General features: G+C 65.9%; 15 protein-coding genes and 2 tRNA genes. 13 read left to right on the top strand and 4 right to left on the bottom strand.

Annotated elements, in window-relative coordinates:
- Positions 1-3 precede the first annotated feature (3 nt).
- The gene (locus H0E82_RS08160; RefSeq protein WP_180544967.1) at positions 4-591 is read right to left on the bottom strand and encodes a superoxide dismutase; all 588 of its coding nucleotides are present in this window, start codon (positions 589-591) and stop codon (positions 4-6) included.
- 117 nt (positions 592-708) lie between these two features.
- Between H0E82_RS08160 and grxD the strand changes: the two genes are divergently transcribed.
- The 11 genes from grxD to H0E82_RS08105 all read left to right on the top strand — a co-directional run bounded on the left by grxD (position 709) and on the right by H0E82_RS08105 (position 14,631).
- Complete coding sequence (grxD, locus tag H0E82_RS08155) at positions 709-1,029, top strand: Grx4 family monothiol glutaredoxin (RefSeq protein WP_180544966.1); 321 nt, start codon at positions 709-711, stop codon at positions 1,027-1,029.
- Positions 1,030-1,055: 26 nt separating this feature from the next.
- Entirely contained in the window at positions 1,056-1,784 is a 729-nt protein-coding gene (locus H0E82_RS08150) for an SDR family NAD(P)-dependent oxidoreductase (RefSeq protein WP_328796986.1), read from the top strand.
- Complete coding sequence (locus H0E82_RS08145; protein ID WP_180544965.1) at positions 1,781-2,380, top strand: MarC family protein; 600 nt, start codon at positions 1,781-1,783, stop codon at positions 2,378-2,380. Before H0E82_RS08150 ends, H0E82_RS08145 begins: the two co-directional genes overlap by 4 nt.
- A gap of 262 nt (positions 2,381-2,642) precedes the next feature.
- Positions 2,643-6,083, top strand: a complete 3,441-nt coding sequence (locus H0E82_RS08140) for a TonB-dependent receptor (RefSeq protein ID WP_180544964.1) — start codon at positions 2,643-2,645, stop codon at positions 6,081-6,083.
- Positions 6,084-6,195: 112 nt separating this feature from the next.
- Positions 6,196-7,584, top strand: coding sequence for a nucleotide 5'-monophosphate nucleosidase PpnN (gene ppnN, locus H0E82_RS08135; RefSeq protein ID WP_180544963.1), 1,389 nt, complete (start codon positions 6,196-6,198; stop codon positions 7,582-7,584).
- Between the two features lie 127 nt (positions 7,585-7,711).
- The gene (locus H0E82_RS16805; protein WP_328796985.1) at positions 7,712-8,236 is read left to right on the top strand and encodes a GspH/FimT family pseudopilin; all 525 of its coding nucleotides are present in this window, start codon (positions 7,712-7,714) and stop codon (positions 8,234-8,236) included.
- Positions 8,233-8,709 carry a type IV pilus modification protein PilV gene (gene pilV, locus H0E82_RS08125; RefSeq protein WP_180544961.1) on the top strand — a complete coding sequence of 159 codons (477 nt, stop codon included), beginning with the start codon at positions 8,233-8,235 and terminating at the stop codon, positions 8,707-8,709. The genes H0E82_RS16805 and pilV overlap by 4 nt, the downstream gene beginning before the upstream one ends.
- Complete coding sequence (locus H0E82_RS08120) at positions 8,706-9,839, top strand: PilW family protein (RefSeq protein WP_180544960.1); 1,134 nt, start codon at positions 8,706-8,708, stop codon at positions 9,837-9,839. The genes pilV and H0E82_RS08120 overlap by 4 nt, the downstream gene beginning before the upstream one ends.
- 1 nt (position 9,840) lies before the next feature.
- Positions 9,841-10,344: a pilus assembly PilX family protein gene (locus H0E82_RS08115; protein WP_180544959.1), complete on the top strand. Its 504-nt coding sequence runs from the start codon at positions 9,841-9,843 to the stop codon at positions 10,342-10,344.
- Positions 10,345-10,354: 10 nt separating this feature from the next.
- Positions 10,355-14,173 carry a pilus assembly protein gene (locus tag H0E82_RS08110; RefSeq protein WP_180544958.1) on the top strand — a complete coding sequence of 1,273 codons (3,819 nt, stop codon included), beginning with the start codon at positions 10,355-10,357 and terminating at the stop codon, positions 14,171-14,173.
- Positions 14,170-14,631 carry a type IV pilin protein gene (locus H0E82_RS08105; RefSeq protein WP_180544957.1) on the top strand — a complete coding sequence of 154 codons (462 nt, stop codon included), beginning with the start codon at positions 14,170-14,172 and terminating at the stop codon, positions 14,629-14,631. The genes H0E82_RS08110 and H0E82_RS08105 overlap by 4 nt, the downstream gene beginning before the upstream one ends.
- 371 nt (positions 14,632-15,002) lie before the next feature.
- On the opposite strand, the gene H0E82_RS08100 is transcribed toward H0E82_RS08105, so the two are convergent.
- Positions 15,003-15,079, bottom strand: a tRNA-Asn gene (locus H0E82_RS08100).
- Between the two features lie 600 nt (positions 15,080-15,679).
- Positions 15,680-16,204, bottom strand: a complete 525-nt coding sequence (locus H0E82_RS08095) for a GspH/FimT family pseudopilin (protein ID WP_180544956.1) — start codon at positions 16,202-16,204, stop codon at positions 15,680-15,682.
- A gap of 182 nt (positions 16,205-16,386) precedes the next feature.
- On the opposite strand from H0E82_RS08095, the gene uvrB reads away from it, so the two are divergent.
- Together uvrB and H0E82_RS08085 are read left to right on the top strand one after the other, a co-directional pair.
- A complete protein-coding gene (gene uvrB, locus H0E82_RS08090; protein WP_180544955.1) occupies positions 16,387-18,420 on the top strand; it encodes an excinuclease ABC subunit UvrB in 2,034 nt (677 codons plus the stop codon).
- 57 nt (positions 18,421-18,477) lie between these two features.
- A tRNA-Val gene (locus H0E82_RS08085) sits at positions 18,478-18,552 on the top strand.
- 583 nt (positions 18,553-19,135) lie between these two features.
- Here the strand turns inward: H0E82_RS08085 and H0E82_RS08080 are convergent.
- A complete protein-coding gene (locus H0E82_RS08080) occupies positions 19,136-21,883 on the bottom strand; it encodes a TonB-dependent receptor (protein ID WP_180544954.1) in 2,748 nt (915 codons plus the stop codon).
- Positions 21,884-21,965 lie beyond the last annotated feature (82 nt).

Here is a 21,965-nt window from a genome sequence, read left to right as displayed (position 1 = left end):
CGTTCACCTGCGCAGACGCGCAGCTACGCTGTCCCAGTTCACCAGTTGCCAGAACGCATCGAGGTAGCGCCGGCGATCGTCCCGGTAATCGAGATACGCGGCGTGCTCCCAGAGCGAGGCCGCAAGCAGCGGAGTGTCCTCGCCGGTCAGCGGCGTCGCTGCGTTCGCGGTGACCGCGATCCCCAGCCGTCCGTCAGGCCGCTGCACGAGCCAGACCCAGCCGGCACCGAAATGACGCAGGGCGGCCGCGTCGAAACGCTGGCGCAGCGTGTCCGTATCGCCGAACTGGCTCTGGATGGCGTCGGCCAGCGCCCCCGACGGCACCCCGGCGGCGGTGGCCGCCGGTCGCAGCGAGCGCCAGTAGAAGGCGTTGTTCCAGGCCTGGGCGGCGCAGTCGAACAGCTCGCCCTGGGCCTTGCGGACGATCGTCTCGAGCGCGGCTTCCTCGAACTCGCCACCCGCGTTCAACGCGTTGATCCGTTCGATCAGCGCGCGCTGGTGGCGCCCGTGATGCTGGTCCACGGTATCGCCCGACAGGTGGGGCTCCAGCGCGGTGCGATCGTAGGGCAGTGCGGTGAGTTCGAGAGGCATGCGGCCTGGAGTCCTGTGTGCCGTGCGGTCGGCGGCAACGCGATAGAATGCGCGATTCTAAACCCTGACCGCCGCCGGCATCGCCCGGTGCCGGCGTCCCCCAGGAGTGGTTCCCCCGTGTCGATCCTCGAACGCATCCAGGCCGAAATCGATGGCCATGCCGTCGTGCTGTTCATGAAGGGGACGCCCGAGTTTCCGATGTGCGGCTTCTCCGCGCGCACGGTCGGGGCGCTGCACGAGGCGGGCGCCCGCGGCTACCGCACGATCAACGTGCTCGAGGAGCCGGAGCTGCGTGCGAACCTGCCGCGGTTCTCCAACTGGCCCACGTTTCCGCAACTCTTCATCCACGGCGAGCTGATTGGCGGGTGCGACATCACCCTCGAATTGCACGAGTCTGGCGAGCTGGCACGGATGGTCGCCGAGGTGCTGCAGGCGTGAACGGGGCGAGTGGCAGGGATCCGGCCGTGGGTGTGCTGGCCGGACGCGTGGTGCTGGTGGTCGGCGCGCATGGCGGCCTCGGTGAAGCAGCGTCCCTGGCGTGCACCGAGGCGGGCGCCACGCCGGTCCTGCTCGGCCGCAAGGTGCCGCGGCTCAACCGCCTGCACGATCGTCTGCAGGCAACCGGTGCCGCCCCGGCCCTGTATCCCCTCGATCTCGAAGGCGCGACGCCGGACGATTACACGGATCTGGCCGCGCGCATCGACGCCGGGTTCGGGCGGCTCGACGGAATACTGCATGTCGCGGCGTACTTCCCCGGGCTCACGCCGCTCGAGCACACGGATCCAGCCGCGTTCGCGCGCGCGCTGCACGTCAACCTGACTGCGCGCTGGTGGCTGACCCAGGCGTGCCTGCCGTTGCTGCGACGCGCCGCAGACAGTGCGCTCGTATTCGCGATCGACGACCAAGCGCGTACGTCGTCGGCGTACTGGGGGGGCTACGGCATCGCGCAGGCCGGACTCTCCGCCATGGTGGCGATCCTGCATGCGGAACTCGCCCGGTCCCCGGTGCGGGTCAGCGGGCTGCAGCCGCCGCCCATGCGCACCGGCCTGCGCGCACGTGCGCACGTGGAAGAGGACGATCGCGTCGCCCGGGTGCCGGCGGAGGTCGCGGCGCACTGCGTGACGCTTCTCGCGCCCGAGGGGCGCGATCATCGCGGTCGGGTCTGGGCGCCGGCCGAGGATCGCGCCGCGTGACCATCGCTTCCGCGGCCCTGCTGCTGTTCCTCATTCTCGATCCCCTGGGCAACATCCCGGTGTTCCTCAGCATGCTGCGACGGCTGACGCCGGCGCGGCAGCGGATCGTGCTCGCGCGGGAACTGCTGATTGCTCTGCTGGTGCTGATGGCATTCCTGTGGGCCGGCAAGTACGCGCTGGAGGTCATGCACCTGCGGCAGGAGTCGGTGGCGATCGCCGGAGGCATCGTGCTGTTCCTGATCGGCATCCGGATGATCTTCCCGCCGCAAGGAGGCCTGATGGGCGAGATTCCCGACGGCGAGCCCTTCATCGTGCCGATGGCCATTCCGCTGGTCGCCGGCCCGTCGGGCATGGCTGCCGTCATGCTCATGGGCAGCAACGAGCCCGACCGCCTTGGCGAATGGAGCCTCGCGCTGCTGATCGCCTGGGGGGCGACCGCGGCGATCCTGTTTTCGGCCACCTATCTCTACAAGCTGCTCGGCCTGCGTGCACTGACCGCGATCGAGCGCCTGATGGGCATGCTGCTCGTCGCGATCTCGGTCCAGATGCTGCTCGACGGCCTGGTGGGCTTCTGGCGCGGGGCCGGGACGGTCTGACGTGTGACCACGCCGAGTCAATGACTTGGCGCGCTCTCCTGCTGTTCCGCATAAAACCCTGCGGGGTCAGTGGCTTGCAGGGCGGGCCGGCTGTCACGGCGTTGTCATTTTCCGCCCCTACCATGTTAACCTGTTGTTAACTACAGCACGCCAAGCCCGCCCCGCGCGGGCGGTCCTTCTTCTGTTTCACACCTGCATGTCCATGTCCTGCACGTCGCTGCCGCGAGGCACCGGCGCACTCCACGCACCGAGGCTTACACCCATGACCCATATGCACCGCGCCCGACTTTCCAAGCTCTCGCTCGGCCTGATCGTCGCACTCGCCGCTGCACCCGCGTTCGCGCAGAACACGTCCGCCGGCGTCGGCGGCCAGGTCTTCGGAACCGGCGGCCAGCCGGTCGCGGGTGCGGAAGTCACCATCGTGCACACCGAGTCGGGTTCGGTCAGCCGCGCGACCACCGATGCGAACGGCCGCTACAACGCGCGTGGCCTGCGCGTCGGCGGCCCGTACTCCATCACCGTGACGCGCGCGGGCGAAGGCACGCGCACGCAGGACAACGTGTTCCTCGGCCTGGACCAGGTGTCGCAGATCAACGTGACCCTGGCGGGCGACGTGACCACGCTGGGCACCGTGACCGCGGTGGCGGTCGGCGGTTCCGAACTCTTCAGCGCCGAGCGCATGGGCGCCGGCACTGCGATCAGCCGTCAGGATCTCGACAACTATGCGTCGATCCAGCGCAACCTGCAGGACTATGCGCGCTTCGACCCGCGCATCTCGCAGACCGACAAGGAGCGTGGCGAGATCTCGGCCGGCGGCCAGAACTCGCGCTTCAACACCATCACGATCGACGGCGTCGCCACCAACGACACCTTCGGCCTGGAAGCCAACAACCTGCCGACCGCGAAGCAGCCGATCTCGATCGACGCGATCGAGTCGGTGCAGATCAACATCTCCAACTTCGACGTGACCCAGAAGGGCTACACGGGCGCGAACATCAACGCCGTCACGAAGTCGGGCACCAACTCGTTCTCCGGCTCGGCGTACTACGTCTACCGCGACGAGAACCTCTCGGGTGACCGCTACAACCGCAGCAACGACACGTACTTCGACGTGCCGGCGTTCGAGGAGACCACCAAGGGCGTGACCTTCGGCGGCCCGATCATCAAGGACCGCCTGTTCTTCTTCGCGGCCTACGAGGACCTGCGCAGCACGCGCGGCGGCCTGGAATTCGGCCCGCTCGGCAGCGAACGCACCAATGTCGCGATCACGCCGTCTGCGATCGCCGGCGTGCAGCAGATCGCGCAGAGCCGCTACAACGTGGACGTCGGCGCGACCGAAGCTGCGGCTGCGGAACTGCGCGTCAAGGACGCCCTGCTCAAGCTCGACGCCAACATCGGCGAGAACCACCGCGCCAGCCTGCGCTGGAGCAAGACCGAGCAGAGCGATCCGATCTACCCGACCAACTTCAACAACGCGATCGCGCTGAGCTCGCACTGGTACAGCCAGGACAAGACCATCGAGACCACGGTCGGCGAGCTGTTCTCGGACTGGTCCGACAACTTCTCCACCGAGATCAAGGTTTCCTACCGCGACTACATCAGCCAGCCGCTCAACAACTCCGATCTGCCCCAGGTGCGCCTGAACTTTGCCGGCGCTCTGCCGGCCGGTTCGCCCGCAGTGGCCAACACCAGTTCCGGCCTCGTGTTCGGCACCGAGCGCAGCCGCCACTTCAACGATCTGGGCACCAAGACCTGGAACTACTCGGCGATCGGCAACCTCTTCCTCGGCGACCACACGCTGAAGTTCGGTGCCGACTACGACGACAACAGCGTCTACAACGCCTTCCTGCAGGACACCCGCGGCAATTACACGTTCGCCTGCATCAACTCGTCGGCGACGCTGAGCTACGAGTTCAATGGCGGCGCGGCCGTGACCTGCAACACGCTGACGCGTGCGCAGAACGAGGCCGCGGTGCTCGAGAACTTCCGTCGCGGCCGTCCGAGCAGCTACCAGGTGCAGGTCGGCGCGCCCGGCTTCACCCTGGACGACGGTGTGGCCAACTGGGACTACCAGAACCTCGGCGTCTTCCTGCAGGACACCTGGGCGGTCAACATGAACCTGACACTGACCGCCGGCGTGCGCGTCGACCGCAAGCGCATGAGCCAGAGCCCATTTCTCAACGAAGCCGCTGCGGCACCGTTCGTGCCCGGCACCTTCAACCCGGCCACCGGCGCACTGACCCGCGCCTCCGGCGGGTTCGGCCTGCGCAACGACCAGACCCTCGACGGCAACCAGCTGGTGCAGCCGCGCTTCGGCTTCAATTACACCTTCGACTCCGATCGTCCGACCCAGCTGCGCGGCGGCGTCGGCCTGTTCGAAGGCGCGGCGGCCAATGTGTGGCTGTCCAATCCCTACTCCAACACCGGCATCGCGACCCGCGTGATCGGATGCGGCATCACCGGCTTCGCCGCCTGCCCGACGGCCGACGGCCTGTTCAATCCCGACACCTCGGCCCAGCCGACCAACTTCACCGGTGCGATCCCGGCGGCCAACGTCGACTTCCTGTCGCCGTCGCTGCGTCAGCCGTCCGTCTGGAAGGCCAACCTCGCGTTCGAGCACGAGTTGCCGTGGTGGGGCGTGGTTGCGGGCATCGAGTACATCCGCACCGAGGTCAAGGACGCGATCTACTATCGCCACCTCAATCTGGGCAACCCGACCCGTCAGGGCTCCGACGGTCGCGATCTGTTCTGGACCGCGCAGGGTTACAACACCGCCTGTTTCAACAACAACGGTTCCACCATCACCTCCGGCGCGTGTACCGGTTTCCGTAACCGTGCGCTCAGCAACCCGAACTTCGCCAATGCGCTGGTCGCCGAGCAGACCAGCCGTGGACACGGCGACAACCTGACGCTGTCGCTGAGCGGCCGGTTCCTCGAGGATTTCAGCTGGGGTCTCGCGTATGCGTTCACCCAGGCCAAGGAAGTCAGCCCGCTGACGTCCTCGGTCGCCAACTCGAACTGGAACTCGGTGTCGGTGTTCAACCCGAACGAGGAAGTGGCCGCCAATTCCGCTTACCTCGTGCGTGACCGCTTCACCGGCCAGCTCAACTGGAGCCGCAAGTTCTTCGGTGACAACGCCACCAGCGTCGGCCTGTTCTACGAGGGGCGCAAGGGCAAGCCGTACAGCTGGATCTACAACAACGACCTCAACGGCGACGGCATCACCAACGACCTGATGTACATCCCGACCCGCTTCGGTTCGGGCGAGGTGGCGTTCCGCGGCATCAACGGGCAGACCCCGGCGCAGGCCGAGGCGCTGTTCTGGGAGATCGTCAACGCCAATGGTCTGAACCGTTTCGCCGGTGGCGTGGCCGAGCGCAACTCCTCGTTCGCCAAGTGGACCAACACCTTCGATATGCGCATCAGCCAGCAGTTCCCGGGCTTCTTCGACGGCAACAAGATCACGCTGGCGCTGGACATCCTCAATGTCGGCAACCTGATCAACAAGCGTTGGGGCCAGATCGAGGAAGTGGCGTTCCAGTCGCAGGGCGGCCTGGCGCGCAGCTTCGTGAACTACCTCGGTACCGATGCCCAGGGCCGCTACATCTACGGCGTCGATGGGCAGGTCGAAGACTTCGTCACGCGCCAGGCGCGCGGCGAGTCGCAGTGGGCGGCGCAGTTCACGCTCCGCTACGCGTTCTGATCCAAACCGCAGGCGATACGCGAAACGGCCGGGGCAACCCGGCCGTTTCCGTTTGTGCGAACGGCTGCGCTACAGTGCCGCACCGATCGAAGACACCAGCAAAGAAGAGCAGATGAGCAACGAGATTCCGGCAGCGACGGCGCTGCCTACCGTGAACGCCTACATCTATCCGCGTGGCGGCCTGGACGTGCTGTCGCGCGACGAGGTGGCGCGGCTGAAGGACGCATCCAGCGGCGGCATGCACGACCTGTTGCGCCGCTGCGCGCTGGCCGTGCTCACCAGCGGCAGCGCGTCCGACGACCCGCGCGCAGCACAGGAGCTGTATCCCGATTTCGACATCCAGGTGCTGCAACAGGATCGCGGCATCCGGATCGAGCTGGTCAATGCGCCGGGCATGGCCTTTGTCGACGGCCAGATCATCCGCGGCGTCGCCGAGCTGCTGTTCGCCGTGGTCCGCGATCTGGCCTATACCGCGATCGAGCTCGGCCCCGAATACGCCACCGACCTGGAATCCTCGTCCGGCATCACCAGCGCGGTGTTCGGCCTGCTGCGCAATGCACGGCTGCTGCAGCCGGGGGATCCGAACCTGGTGGTCTGCTGGGGCGGTCATTCGATCAACCGCGGTGAGTACGACTACACCAAGCTGGTCGGCTACGAGCTCGGCCTGCGCGGGATGGACATCTGCACCGGCTGCGGTCCCGGCGCGATGAAGGGCCCGATGAAGGGCGCCAACGTCGCCCACGCCAAACAACGGCAGTACCCGGCGCGCTACATCGGCATCACCGAGCCGGGCATCATCGCGGCCGAGTCGCCGAACCCGATCGTCAACCAGCTGGTGATCATGCCCGACATCGAGAAGCGGCTCGAATCGTTCGTGCGCCTCGGCCACGGCATCATCGTGTTCCCGGGAGGCGTGGGCACGGCCGAGGAGATCCTGTACCTGCTGGGCCTGCTGCTGCAGGAGGAGAACCGGGAGATCCCGTTTCCCTTCATTCTCACCGGCCCGACCGCGTCGGCACCGTATTTCCAGCAGATCGACCAGTTCATCCGCCTCACCCTGGGCGACGAGGCGGCGGCGCGCTACGAGATCATCGTCGCCGACCCGGAGCAGGTCGCGCGGCGCATGGCTGCCGGCATCCGCAAGGTCAAGGAATACCGGGTCGCGCACAAGGACTCGTTCTACTTCAACTGGTCGATGACCATCCCGCTGGACCTGCAGCGGCCCTTCGTGCCCAACCACGAGGCGATGGCGGCGCTCGACCTGCATCACGGACGCAAGCCGCACGAGCTGGCGGCCGATCTGCGCCGTGCGTTCTCCGGCATCGTCGCCGGCAACGTCAAGGAAGACGGTCTGCGCCGGGTGGAGGAATTCGGCCCGTTCCGGATCAACGGCGACCGCGACATCATGCAGTCGCTCGACGCCCTGCTGCGCGCGTTCGTCGAGCAGCGGCGCATGAAGATCTCCGGCGACTACAAGCCCTGCTACGAGGTGGTGGCCTGAGGCAGCGGCGGGCGAGGACGTTCATCGCCCGCTTCCGACCGTCCATCCGCGAGCGCTTGTGTGCCGGGCGGCGCTGGCTAGACTGCGCGGTGGGGAACGCCGGATCCGCCGGCGGCGCGGGCACATCATGCGAGTACGGGGATTCACACTGGTCGAATTGATGGTGACGGTCGCGATCGTCGCGATCCTCGCCGCCATCGCGTTTCCGAGTTTCGAGGCGACCATGCGCTCGAACCGGGTGGCGACCACCACCAATGAGCTCTTGGCCTCGTTCTCGCTGGCGCGCTCCGAGGCCTTGCGCAGCCCGGGGGGTGCCCGTGTCTGCACCAGCAACAACGGGACATCGTGCACCGGTACCGCCTGGGAGCAGGGCTGGATCGTGTGGATCGCGACCAACGCCAATGATGTTCTCGAGCCGGCACAAGGCGAGCGGGTCGTGCGTTATTCCCAAGCGAAGCCGGGGGTCGTGATCACCGCAGAGGCAGGAGGCGCGAACCTCAACATCCGTTTCGACCAGCGGGGCTATCTCGTAGGCGGAGAGCGGACCCTGGGACTTGCATCGGGAACCTGCCCAACCAGTGCACCCCTGGTGCGGACCTTCACGGTTCGCCCGACTGGCGGTACGTCCGTCGCGCGCGGAGAATGCCCATGAGTCACGCTCGCTTGCGTCTGCCCCCCGGTCGGCAGCGCGGGTTTTCCATGATCGAAGTGCTGATCGCCATCGTGGTCCTGGCGATCGGTCTGCTCGGGTTTGCCCTGCTGCAGACCACCAACCTGCGCTATACGCAGAGCGCCAACAACCGCACGCTGGCGACGAATCTGGCGTACAGCCTGCTCGACCAGATGCGCACCAATCGGCTGTCCGCCGCGAAGTACACCGCTGCGGGATTCACCGCGAATTCGCTCACTCGTGCTACTGCGTGTGCCCCCGTGACGGGCACCGATGCGGTGGCCCAGGGGATCGGCAACTGGCGCTGTCAGGCGATCAATGCGCTTGGACCGACGACGGCGGCGACCGTGACCTACAGCGCGACGGGCGTGGCCACCGTGCAGTTGACCTGGGGCGAGCGCAGCGCCACGGCGAACGAATCCCAATCCACGTTCACCGCGAGCACGCAGCTATGAGTCCTTGGTTCAATCGTCGCGTACAGGGCGTTTCGCTGGTCGAAATGATGATCGCGCTGGCGATCGGCGCGTTTCTGATGCTGGGGCTGGCGCGCGTATTCTCGGCATCGCGCACAGCCTACCAGTTGTCGGAAGGCGTATCCCGCGTACAGGAGAACGGCCGTTTTGCGATCGATTTCATCCAGCGTGACCTGCGCATGGTCGGCCATATGGGGTGCGTCAACGACCAGTCGCATCTGCAGAATGCCGGCGCCTTGGCGAACGGAATTCCTGCAGGTGGCACCACCAACTCAGGGGTGAACTTTCCGCTGGGCATCCAGGCTTATGAGGCCGTAAAGACCAGTGAGTTCACCATGAATCTCGGAACCGCGGCCGCCACGTGGGACCCGGCACTTCCGTCAACCGTGGCGGAGCTGGATCCAGAGCCGGGCAGCGACATTCTGCAGCTGCGCTTTCTCGCGAGCGAAGGTGCACCGGTCGACTCGATCACTGTCGCCGGGACCACATCGACGATCAGGGTTGCGCGATGGAATGCCCTGACTCGGGATGGTGTGGTGGCGCCGACGATGTTCGGCCTTGCGGACTGCAGCTTCGTTGATCTCTTTCTACCGACTGCGACGGATCCGGTCGCACGCACGGTCACCGTCGGCTCCGTTCTCGATCGCTACACCCCGCAACCGGCAGGCCAGACGATGCTGTACCGGCTGGAGTCGGTGGTCTATTTCGTTGGCGTGGGAGCTTCCGGTGAGCGCGCTTTGATGCGGGCGCGCTCCCTTACGGATGGCACATATGACGACGCCGAGGAGCTGGTCGAGGGGATCGAGAGTCTCCAGGTGCAGCTCGGCCTGGATAGTAATACCGCAGGAATGACGACTGCCCCGCCGAGCGGCTACGTGGGCAGTTTCATCCGCCCTTCGGCGATGGCGAACACCGAAGTCGCGTGGCGCTCCGTGGGCGCAGTGCGCCTGGGCGTGATGGCGAGCAGTCCCGATCGGGCAGCGTCCGAACAGTCCGAGGTCGCTCGGAGCGTGCTCGGCGTCGCCTTCACTCCCGCGGACACTTCCGATGGCCGCTATCGCTGGGGATACGAGAGCACCATCGCGATGCGCAACCGCCTCTATGGAAACTGACATGCGTCGATTCGCCGCTTCGATCCCACACCGCCAACGTGGCGCCGTGCTCTACATCGCACTGATCATGCTGGTGCTGCTGGCGCTCCTGGGCATCGTCGGCATGCAGGTGGCCGGGTTGCAGGAGCGGATGTCGTCGAACTACCGCGCGGTCAACCTGGCATTCCAGAGGACCGAGGCGCTCGCGCGCAATGCCGAATGTGCGCTCGAGGACATGGTCAACCGGACGGCGACAGCGGGTTGCAATGCGGTTGCAACCGCCGACATCAGGTCCTGCGACACGGCGTTCGACCCTGGCGGGTGGGCGAGCGAACGCTCGCTCGCGCAGACGCAATCGGTCAATGCGCGTTTGATCGGGCCTTGTATCTCGGGCAATTCGACGCTCGACATGGGCGGAGCGGTCAACGAAGACCCGAATCCGATCTACCAGGTCACCGCGTTTCGTGTGGATGATCCTGATAACCCGACGGCACAGGCCGTCATCGACACCATCTTCAGGCCGTGAGGGCAGCGCCATGAAAGGCCGCACAAAACTTCTTGCCGGCGCCACCGCGCTGGTTCTCGCCGGTAGCGCCTACTTCCTGCATTCCGTCATGGCCGTGCAGGGACAGGGCACGCTTGCCCAGCAGCCCTTGAATGTGCAGCGGCAGATCCCGCCGGCCTTCATCATGGCGCTGGACGATTCGGGCTCGATGGTATGGGAGACCCTCAACAACACCCGCGACGGCGTGTTCGGCTGGACCGACAACGCCAATGCCAGTGGCAGCTTCTACAACGGTGCCACGCCGCGTGGATACGACAGCGTCAGTCACCGCTTCTACTATGCGTTTCCTCCTTATGGTCGCGGCAATGACGCCATTCCGCCGATCGATGCTTTCGGGTTCGCGCGCTCGCCGGATGTCAATCCGGGCTATTTCGATCCCCGCCTCGACTATCCCTCATGGAAGCAGGCGAATCGTACGGACTATGCGACGATCGACCCGACCGCTGCGCCTCTTGATCCGCGTCCAGCTGGATCGACCGGAAAGATCAACGGCACCCTCAATCTCACCGCGTTGGCAGAATCGACTGTAGACAGCTGGCGCTTCCGGGTACGACCCGGAATGATTCTTCCGGCGGGTACCCGAGTGCGTGGTACGTGCGACGCGAACGGTGGCAATATCAACAGCGCCAACGCCTACGTGGAGTTGAATAGCGCTCGCCGCATCACGCAGTCGTGCTTGCTTCACTTCTCCTATTTCCCTGCGACGTTTTTCATGGCGAGCACGACGTCGCTGCCCCCTTCTTACGGGTATACCGCGACGCCAGTCGCGATCACGAATCCCGAGGGGGGCAGACCGGGCACCCTGTACAAATACGAAATCAGGCCGGGTAATTTCGCGTCGCAGGCGCAGTACCAAGCCGCACTTGGGAATTTCGCGCGGTGGTTTAGCTTCTATCGCACGCGTCGCGAAGGCCTGATCGGTGGCGTCGTGAATGCTCTGCTCGACGTGGAGAACATGACGGTCGGCTGGTTCCGCATCAGCAACCGGAACAACGTCACGATGCGTGACATGTCGAACGAGACTGCGAAGCAGGCGCTCTACGACGAAATCGTGCGCATGCCTGCCGCGGGTAGCACCCCCAACCGGCGCGCCGTACAGCATATCGGCGAACAGTTCCGCCGGACAGACGATGGCCGGCCGATCACGCTGAGCTGCCAGAAGAACGCGGGCATGCTCTTCACCGACGGATACATCAACGAGGAGGGCAACAGCCCCTCGGTGGGCAACCTCGACGCCGGAATGGGTCCTCCGTTCGAGGATGCAGTCGCGGACACGATGGCCGACCTCGTGATGCCGTATTACCTCAACAGCCTGCTGCCAGCCGGGCATGCCTTGGAACGCAATGCCGTTCCGGTGCCTCCGGCGTGTGCCAGCGTGGCGACTCCTCTGCTTCCCGAGCAGAGGAGCCTGGATTGCAAGACGCACCTGCACATGAACTTCTACGGCATCGTGCTGGGCACGCTGGGTGAGCAGTTCGGCGTCACATATCTTCCGAGCCCGACCGACCCCGCCAAGCTGGTCCCCGATCCCTATCTCACCCCGCCCACATGGCTGGCCCGTCAGGACCTCACGCCGCGCGCAGTCGATGAGATGTGGCACGCCACGCTCAACACGCGTGGCGAGATGATCAATGCGACTTCGCCTTCGCTGATCACCGCCGCCATGCGACGCGTTCTGGCCTCTGTGAGCGCCGGCGAGTCGCCCGCGGGCAGCATCGCGCTGACCGGCGCGCGCATCGGAGCGGGCTCGGTGTCCGTTTCCCCGTTCTACGAAGCACGCAACGGCGGCACGGACTGGTACAGCACGCTGACTGCCCAGACCGTCACCGCGAATCCGACCACCGGTGTGGTGACTTTCGTGGATGCATGGGAGGCGGCGAGCCGGCTTCCTGCGGCGGCCGACCGCAACATCTGGTTCGGCACGGGCACGGGTGCGGCACTCTTTACGCCGGCCAACCTGGCCAATCTGGACAGGCTGTGTTCCAACCCTGCACCCATGTCGCTGTGCACGGCCAGCGGACTGGCGGCGCTTGGTGGTGCGACGAGCACGCTGAGCTTGACCGAGGCCGTGAATTATCTGAAGGGTGATCAGACCCTCGAAGTCGAGCGCAACCCGAACGGGAAGCTGCGTTTCCGCACCAACCGGCTCGGTGATATCGTCAATGCGACGCCGGTGATCAGCGCGCCGACCGACGATTACGGATATCGGTCGCTGCCCGCGCCCTACGGAGCCAGCTACAGCACATATATGACTTCCAAGGCGGCGGCCGATGATACGAACCGGCGTCGCCCGATGGTGTTCGCCGGCGCCAATGACGGCATGTTGCACGGGTTCGACGGGCGCACGACTGCGGCCGGCGGCATCGAGCGCTTCGCCTTCATCCCGCAGTCCGTGGTGGGGCACATGGGGAACCTGCTGTATCCCTACGATCCTGCAGCAGGCGGTGACCAACGGTTCCAGCATCGCTATTACGTGGACGGCCCGCTGGCTGTCTCCGATGCCTATTACGGCGGTGGCTGGAAGACAGTGCTGGTCGGTTCGACCGGCGCCGGCGCCAAGGGCACGTTCGCGTTGAACGTGTCGGGCGTTTCGCGCCAGAACGGAACCTTCGCAGGCGCCGATCGTCTGTGGGAAGTGAACGACTCCAACACCGACGCGAACATTCGCAACAACATCGGGCATGTGCTGGGCCGCCCGGTCATCGTGCCGGTCAAGACCCGGACCGCGGGCGGTGCAGTGACCATCAAATGGCGCGCGATCTTCGGCAACGGCTACAACAGCACCAATGGCCGCGCCGTTCTTTTCCTCGTGGATATCGACTCCGCAACGCCCGAGATCACGCGGATCGAGGCCGTCGAAAGCGGTGCGCCGGCCGGAAGCAACGGGCTTGGCAACATCGTCGTGCTCGACCGCTTCGGCGCGGCACCGGATGGCTCCCTGACGCTTCCGGGGCGCGATGGGTTTGCCGACACCGTGTACGCAGCCGATCAGAAGGGTGCGATCTGGAAGTTCGACCTGCGCCTGCCCAACCCGGCATGGCCGACGCAGCCGGTGTTCACAACCCTGACCTACACCTCGGGCGCCGAGAACGGCACGCGACAGCCGATCCTCGGCGGCCTGACGGCAGCCGCGGGCCGGAATGGCGGCGTGATGCTGTACTTCGGCACGGGCAGCTTCTCGTTCAACAACGATCCCGTGGATTCCACCCTGCAGTCCCTCTACGGTGTTCTCGACCTGGCGAGTGGGCAACCCACAACCACGCTCACGCGTGCGAACCTGCTTGGGCAGACCATCATTCAGTCGAACGCGGGCTCGAGGACGACGAGTGCCAATGTCCCCGGAGCGGGAAGCATGGGCTGGTATATGGATCTACCCGAGCGCGAACGTTTCGTGGGATACCCCCGCGTCGAAAGCGGCATCGTGTTCATGCCCACTTACGCGCCGATCAACGCCCAGCAATGCAATGTCGACGGTGCGAACTGGCTGTACGGGCTGAACTCGCTGACGGGTGCCGCGAGGTTGTCGAACGTGACGTTCGATACGCCAACCGGTACCTCGCCTGGTCCAGGCACCGGGGCGATTCCGCTCAACACCAAGGGCACCGCACCGGTGAAGGACGTGGCGATCTTCAGCTCGCCTCGTCTCGCGCCCCTGCCATCGACCGCAACCCAGGCGGAGATTGACGCAGCCCTGGCAGCCCAGTGTTCGATGGTCGTGCAGGTGGCGGGTGCGCCGACGATGTACCTCAAGCGGCCCTGTGGCCGTCAATCGTGGAGACAGATCCAGTGACGCGCGCGCTTTCAACAAAGGCCACATCGCTCCGCGCGCTTGACGCGCGGGGCTTCACCCTGATCGAGCTGATGGTCGTGGTGGCGGTGATCGCGATTCTCGCGGCGATCGCATACCCGAGCTATCAGGATTCCGTGCGGAAATCGCGTCGTGCGCAAGTGAAGGCGGACATGGTCGAAATTGCGCAACGCTACGAACGCTTCCATACGATCAACAACACCTACGTCGGCTTCTGGCAAAGCGCTTTCGGCGCAGCCAATGCCCAGGTTCCTTCGCCCTCCACGGCGGGCGCGGCTCTTGCGTATCGGATCACGAACGCCGAGGCCGTCAATACCTTTACGCTGACTGCGGCGCCGCAGGGAACCCAGGTCAAGGACACGCGTTGTGGAACGCTTGGCCTCTCCAATACCGGGGCCAAGACCAAGACCGGTAGCGGAACGGTGGCCGACTGCTGGTAGCAGTCCCCCGGCCCGGTGGGCGATGTGACGAACGCGGCAGGTGGTCGCTGATCGCGCGACGCACCTGATTCGTGGATGCGCGGGGTCGGTGATAGGGGCGAGATCCTCCCTTATGGCCCTGCGCGTCTGCACAGCAGTGATCCCGACTATGCGGGTCGGCCCTGAAGTTGATTCCGAACCCGGGATCCGGGCCAGATCCGACGTGAGCAAGCAGCAGACGGCGTGGTTCCAACAGAATGCAGAGCGAGGTTGTTGCTGCCGGTCAGTGACGCGTCAAACCCAACGGAAATCGTGGTGGAGGCGAAGCCTTGTCAGCGCGCACGAATCGCCCAACAAAAAAAGCCTGCGCATCACTGCGCAGGCTTCGTATCTGGCGCCCGAAGTTGGACTCGAACCAACGACCCCCTGATTAACAGTCAAGTGCTCTAACCGGCTGAGCTATTCGGGCGGGGACGCACATTCTAATCGGTTGTCGCCAAGGGTCAAGCCTCTTCCACGGCCGATCTCGACGCCGACGAAAGCGCGGTCCACGAGGAACGCTGGACTTGGAATCGGTGGGAGATCTTCGATCTGCGCCCACCCGTGTCTCGCAGGTGCCTCCGATACGGTCCGGTGGTGGGATCGGCTTTGCGCGGTGTCCGGTCCATGGCCCTCAGGCATGTTCCAGGCAGCAGTGCGGAGCGTCGCCGTGTGAAGGAGAGCGCCGTGTCGATGACGGACCCGGCGGCGCGAGGTTCCGCACGTTTCCGGGAGTGATGCGCCGGAACGCGCCCCAGCGGGCCCGAACCGGCCCGAATGGCCCGGTCTCGGGCATTCCCGTACGCGCACGCAACGTTCTCCTCGCACCCAATCAGCTCCGGCAGTCATCTGGTCGGGGACGCATCGGTCGTGCAGGTAGGCTGTGTCCCGAGTGCGTGTGCCTGCATCCGGCCTGTCGGGCCGGTGGGGCGGTGACGGCGCGCACGCCCGCGCTGCCGCAGCCAAAAGCGGTTCAGCAGGCTGCGCATTCCCCGGAGTCCCTGTCTGCAGCGGCCCCCGGTTGCTCACCTCACATTGGGCACACCGTGGGTCGGGCCGGTCTTGCGGTGCGCACCCGCCCGAGATTGTTGACGATGACCTGGCCGGCGAGCGTGTCACCGCTGCAGACGCGGATCGTGAGGTTGGTGCCGGCACTGCGCCCGTCGCGCTGGTAGCGCACGAAGTTGCGGGTCGCGCCGATACGCATGGCGCCGCTGCCGGTGCCCGGCGCGCTCGAAACGCGCAGGAGCTGGTCGAGCGTGTCGGGACGCCGGTTGCCGTCCGGATCGGCGAAGACGATCCACCCCTGTCCCCAGTCCGCGTCTCCGTGGCAGCCGTTGGCCCCCGTGCCGGGGCAGACCACGACGGCGCTACGTCGCATGATCGCGCTGCTCCGGGCCATCGCCAGATCGGCGCTGACCAGATGCATCGTGGTCTGCACCCGGTGGCGGGCGAGGGCATCGGCAAGGCCGGGCAGCCCGACCGCAAAGAGGACGGCCAGGACCGCAAGCGTGGTGAGCAGCTCGATCAGGGTGAAGCCGGTGTGTTTCGGCATGGCGGCATCCTTGCGGCCAGGGACCTGCACCGTGCGCGAGATCGCGGGCCGGTGCATTGGGGGGTGCACGCTTCGCAGGGTCGGAAGGGTCCGGCTGGTAAGGTCGGAATGTGGCCGGGGGCCGCCTGTTGTGCCCCGGCTCCCGCGTCCCCATCTCCCCCGTTTCCTGAAGCGCCGACTCCATGAACGACGTCATCCATCCCGCCGCGTTCCAGCTCGTCTCGCCCTACAAGCCCGCCGGCGATCAGCCGCAGGCGATCGAGAAGCTCGTCGAGGGCTTCGAGGCGGGGCTGGCGCACCAGACGCTGCTCGGCGTCACCGGCTCGGGCAAGACCTACACGATCGCCAACGTGATCCAGCAGGTGCAGAAGCCGACGTTGGTGATGGCGCCGAACAAGACGCTGGCCGCGCAGCTCTACGGCGAGTTCAAGTCGTTCTTCCCGCACAACGCGGTCGAGTATTTCGTCAGCTATTACGACTACTACCAGCCCGAGGCCTACGTGCCGTCGTCGGACACGTACATCGAGAAGGACAGCTCGGTGAACGAGCACATCGAACAGATGCGGCTGTCGGCGACGAAGGCACTGCTCGAGCGGCGGGACGCGATCGTGGTGTGCTCGGTGTCGGCGATCTATGGCCTGGGCGACCCGAACGAGTACTTCCGCATGGTGCTGCACATGGTGCGCGGCGAGCGCATCGACCAGCGCGAGCTGATCCGGCGCCTGACCGAGATGCAGTACAGCCGCAACGACACCGAGTTGCGGCGAGGCACGTATCGCGTGCGCGGCGAGGTCATCGACATCCATCCGGCCGAATCCGAGATGGAGGCCCTGCGGATCGAGCTGTTCGACGGCGAGATCGAGCGGATCACCCAGTTCGATCCGTTGACCGGCGAAACCAGGCGGACCTTGCCGCGCTACACGATTTATCCGAAGTCGCATTACGTCACCACGCGCCGCACGACGCACGAGGCGATCAATTCGATCAAGGCCGAGCTGCCACCGCGGCTGGAGCAGTTCTATGCCGAGGGCAAGTTGCTCGAGGCCCAGCGACTGCAGCAGCGCACCCAGTTCGATTTGGAGATGATGGCCGAAGTCGGGTACTGCAACGGCGTGGAAAACTACTCGCGGCACCTGACCGGACGCATGCCCGGCGAGGCGCCGCCGTGTCTGTTCGACTACCTGCCGCCCGATGCGCTTCTGGTCGTCGACGAGTCCCACGTCACCGTTCCGCAGATCGGTGCGATGTACAAGGGCGACCGTGCGCGCAAGGAAACGCTGGTGAATTTCGGCTTCCGCTTGCCCTCGGCGATGGACAACCGGCCCTTGAAGTTCGAGGAGTGGGAAGGCCGCGCCCCGCGGGCGATCTTCGTGTCGGCCACGCCCGGCTCGTACGAGCTGGAGAAATCGGAAGGGCAGATCACCGAACTGGTGGTGCGCCCGACCGGATTGATCGATCCGCAGGTCGAGATCCGTCCGGTCGCGACCCAGGTCGACGACGTACTCGGCGAGATCAACGAACGCGTCGCGATGGGCGACCGCGTGCTGATCACGGTACTGACCAAGCGCATGGCCGAGAACCTCACCGAATACCTCGGCGAACACGACATCAAGGTGCGTTACCTGCATTCGGACATCGACACCGTCGAGCGCGTGGAGATCATCCGCGACCTGCGCCTGGGCAAGTTCGACGTGCTCGTCGGCATCAATCTGCTGCGCGAGGGCCTGGACATGCCCGAGGTATCGCTGGTGGCGATCCTCGATGCCGACAAGGAAGGCTTCCTGCGCTCGGGCGGCTCGCTGATCCAGACCATCGGCCGCGCTGCACGCAACCTGCGTGGCAAGGCGATCCTCTATGCGGACCGCATCACCAACTCGATGCAGATGGCGCTCGACGAGACCGACCGTCGCCGCGCCAAGCAGGTCGAATACAACGAGCAGCACGGCATCACGCCGACCTCGGTGGCGCGCGCCATCGTCGACATCATGGAGGGCGCGCGGGCCGAGCCCGAGATGGTGAAGAAGGGGCGCGGCAAGACCCGCAAGGTCGCCGAACCGGTCGAGGACTATGCCGCCATGCCGCCGGAGAAGCTGGCGGCCCGGCTCAAGGCGCTGGAGCAGCAGATGTACCAGCACGCGCGCGATCTCGAGTTCGAGCAGGCCGGGCGCCTGCGCGACGAGATCCGCCAGATCAAGGACTTGAGCCTCGTGCGCTGAAGATTCGCAACCGGGTATTCGCCATCGGGCGATTCCGGTGTATCATGCGCACCCTTCGGGCGGTTAGCTCAGCGGTAGAGCACTACCTTGACATGGTAGGGGTCACAGGTTCGAACCCTGTACCGCCCACCACCTGGATCCCCGGTCTCGGGGAGACCAAGTGGACGAAGCACGAAACCCGGCCACGCGCCGGGTTTTTCGTGTCCGGACGGCGCCGGGGACGACGTGGGCGTGGGGCTGTCTGGAAGGGCGAACGCCGTGTGCAGCGTCTGGGCCTCGGTAGATCGATCCCGCGGTTTCAGGATCCCGGCCGACGGGATCCGGTTCGCGTCGGAGCCGCGCATGGCGTCTCGTCGACGGGCCATCCGGGTCGGGACGGACACCGCGTGTCGATCGAATCAGGCGTCGCTGTCCGCGGTCATGCGTCGACGAAGCGTGACCGTATTCACTCGGTCGACGCTGGCGTCGTCTGCAAGGACCTGCCCCCGGAGAGAACCGGCGTCTGCCACCCGCCGGCGACAGGCGATCGCCTCGTGATGCCACTCACGCATGACGCTGCCGGAGCCGCAGTGCACGCGATGTACCCGCACCGGATCACCGTCGCCGTCGAGGCCCGAGTCGGTCCCCAGACGTAGAACGGGGCGGTCGCAATGACCGCCCCGTCGGGAGTGTTGCCACGTGTCGCTGCGCAGGGCCCCAGGTCGGGGTCCCCGGGTCAGAACCGGTAGTTCAGGCCCAGCAGGTAGGTCCGGCCCCATTCCACGTTCTCCAGCGGCCGGTCGCGCGTGCCCGCATACGTCCGGTACGTGGAATTGGTCAGGTTGTTCGCCTGCAGCAGCAGGGTCAGCCCCGCCAGGGACGCGCCCTCACCGAAGGTGTAGCTGACCTGCGCGTCGGTGATGTTCTCGCCGACCACATAGCGCAGCGTGCGCGCACCATCGAAGTTGCCGATCTCGCCGATGAAGTCCGAGCGGCGACGCTGGCTGACGCGCGCCTCGAAACCGTCGCGCTCGTAGTACGCCGTCAGGTTGTAGACCCGCTTCGACAGACCCGGCAGATCGATCGGGCCGTCGCCCACGCTGCTTGCGCTTTCCGGATCGAAGATCTGGATGCTGCTGTCGTTGAAGCTCGCGCTGGCGACGACGCCGAAGCCGCGCAGCGACTCGGTCCACAGGTCGAAGGGCAGGGACGCCGTCAGTTCGAGACCACGCAGCGTGCCGCCTTCGCCGTTCTGCGGCGCGGTGAAGTTGCCGATGGTCTGCACCGGCGGGGCGCCCGGACGCGGCACGTAGCTCGCGACGAAGTCGGTGAAGTCGTAGTCGTCGACCGTCTGCGTGTAGATGTAGGTGCGCAGGTCCTTGTAGAAGAATGCGGCGGCCACGTAGGCGCGGTTGCCGAAATACTTCTCCCAGGAAATGTCGAACGCGTAGGCGCGCCACGGGTCGAGCAGCGGGTTGCCGCCGCTGCCGCCAGGCCGACCGGTCGCCTCGTCCACGCCGAACTCGAGCGACGCACGCAGCTGGTCCACGCGCGGTCGCGCCACCTGCTCCGCCAGGCCCACGCGCACCGTGTGCTCGTTCGGCAGCTGGAAAGCCAGGTTCATGCTCGGCAGCACATCGGTGTAGGTCTTGCCGGCTTCGAAAGGCTGGACGTTGCTGCCCGCTGGCCGGGTGCTGTCCCAGTAGCGTGACGCCGACGACTGGTCCACCCGCTGGATCTGCACGCCGATGTTGCCGCTGACGGTCGTCTCGCCCCATTCGGTGCGCAGGTTGGCGCGGGCGAAGGCGGTGGTGATCTTTTCGCTCACCGTCCAGGCTTTCGGGATCAGGTAGTCGAGGTCCTCGGTCGGCTCGAAGCTCATGTAACGGCCGACCGCGCCGGGCACGTTCCAGGCCGGGATGTAGCCGATGCCCGCGAAGCCCAGGTCGACCAGCCCGTACTGCAGGTCGCCGGCAATCGCGGTGTCGCCCTGCGCGCCGAGGTTGATGTTGCCCTCGGGCTGGCGCTTGGACTTCTCGCGATCGGCGTGATTGATCCCGAGATCGATATCGGCGAGCCAGCTCGCCGCGTCAGGACCGGGGACGGTGAGGGCGATACGTGCGCCCTTCAGCTCGTCCTCGACCTCGGGGGTCTTGCCGTAGCCGGAACCGTAGATGGTGTTGGTCAGGAACAGCCGCGCGGGATCGGAATAATCCAGGCCCGGGCGCATCTGCGAGAACCCGTTGCTGCGGATGTCGAGCTCGATCGTGTCGAGCGAAGGATTGGGCAGCAGCTGCGAGTTGTTCTCGAGGCTGAGCTCCGAACGCTTCGCCCTCGACCAGCTCAGATCGGTCGACAGCCGGGCACGCTCGAAATTGAACTCGTTGCCCCAGCCCACGGCCGAGATCCTGTCGTCGCGCTTGTTGTACATGCCGCGCACCAGCGGATACACGCCGGTGAGCGTGCCGCCGGCGAAGCTGTTGTTCTCGCCTACCCGGACATTGCTGTACACGCATGCCGGATCGCAGGGGAACGAACCGTTGTACTGGGTGTTCACTTCCCACTGGTTCGCAGTGTCTTCCTGCTCGGCGCGCGAGTGGAACATGTCCAGTGTGCTCGTCCATGCGTTGGACGGCCGGAACTGCAGCGTGGACATGATGCCGTCGCGCTTGGTGTAGCCCGTCCGGCGCAAGGCCTTCATGCCGTCGGTGGCCCAGGTGCCTTCGGCGAGGCCCGGCCGCCCGTCGGTCTTCCAGGGCTCGTACAGACCGACCTGGTTTTCCTGGATCGGGGTGTCGCTGTGCGAGACGCCGATCGAGAAACCGAAGCGGCGATCCGCCGACTGGCCGATGTAGCTCGCGCTCAGACGGTTGCCGAAGGGATCGGTATCGGCGGCCTTGCCCAGCGAGTTGCGCTGGAAACGTCCACTCAGAGTGATCACGGGATCGGCGAAGTTCAGCGGGCGCACGGTCTGCATGTCCAGCGTGCCCGACAGGCCCTGGCCGACGAGGGCGGCGTCGGGCGTCTTGTACACGGTGACGCCGCTGACGAGTTCCGACGGATACTGGTCGAACTCGACGCTGCGGTTGTCGCCGGTGCTGACCATCTCGCGGCCGTTGAGCAGCGTGGTCGCGAAGTCGGGTGACAGGCCGCGCACGCTGATCACCTGCGCGCGGCCTGCGACGCGCTGCGCCGACAGGCCGGGCAGGCGCGCGATCGACTCGGCGATGCTGACGTCGGGCAGCTTGCCGATATCCTCGGCCGAGACCGATTCGACGATCGATGTGGCGTCGCGCTTCACCGCGATCGCGCTCTCGATGCCGCGGCGGATGCCGGTGACCGTGACGCGATCGAGTTCGGTGGCGCCGTCCGACGACGGCGTCGGGTTCGAGCTGGTGGTGGTCTGTGCGTGCGCGCTGGTAGCGAGCATCAGCAATGCCGACGACAGTGCGGCACTGAGCAGGTTGCGATCGAGCTTCGACATCTCCCCTCCCAAGGGTGTCCAGCGGACAGCTGTATTTTCGAGTTGTGCCGTCGATGCGCAGCGCTGCAGGAGCGTGGCTGGA

Origin of the sequence: Luteimonas deserti, assembly GCF_013425765.1 — a bacterium.
Taxonomy (GTDB): Bacteria; Pseudomonadota; Gammaproteobacteria; order Xanthomonadales; family Xanthomonadaceae; genus Luteimonas; species Luteimonas deserti.
Note: the sequence above shows the minus strand (reverse complement) of the source record. Positions and strands in the feature narration are given on the sequence as shown.